Origin of the sequence: Tepidimonas fonticaldi, assembly GCF_007556755.1 — a bacterium.
Classification (GTDB): Bacteria; Pseudomonadota; Gammaproteobacteria; order Burkholderiales; family Burkholderiaceae_C; genus Tepidimonas; species Tepidimonas fonticaldi.
Window position 1 is genome coordinate 1 of the sequence record NZ_VJOO01000084.1, and the last position, 548, is coordinate 548.

The 548-nt window shown below is 66.2% G+C and carries 1 pseudogene; it reads right to left on the reverse strand.

What is annotated here, in order from left to right:
• Nucleotides 1–548 (reverse strand): annotated as a pseudogene (locus Tfont_RS14425) (IS5 family transposase); the annotation flags it as partial.

A 548-nucleotide genomic window follows, 5' to 3' on the forward strand; every position in this document is an offset into this window, starting at 1 on the left:
GATTCGACGATCAGTGCGAAGTGGATGAAGGCCGCGAACATGACGTCGAGCTTGTCGAAGCGGCTGAAGATGCGGCGGAACCCTTTCAGACGGCGCAACAGGCGCTCGATTTCGTTGCGGCGCTTGTAGATCTCGGTGTTGTACGCCCATGGCTGGGCCCGCAGCGGATGCGGGGGCACGACCGGATCCAGGCCCAGATCCAGCGCGAGCTGCCGGGTTTCATTGCCCTCGTAGGCGCGATCCATGACCAGATGGCAGCGCGCGCTCAGGGGTGGCAGGGCATGCAGCAGGGCGCGACCGGCTGGGGCATCGCCCGCCTGGCCCGGCGAAAGCGAGAAGGCTAACGCGCAGCGGGAATCCGCGGCAGCCATATGAATTTTGGTGGTCCAGCCTGCGCGGGAGCGGCCGATGGCCTGCGGGCCGTTTTTTTTCGTGCGCCGGTGCCGTCCGGGTGGACCTTGACGATCGTACTGTCCAGGCTGACCGCCTCCAGCCGCACCCGGACCAGCTGTTCGGCCTGCATGCGCTCGAAGACCCGATCCAGGACC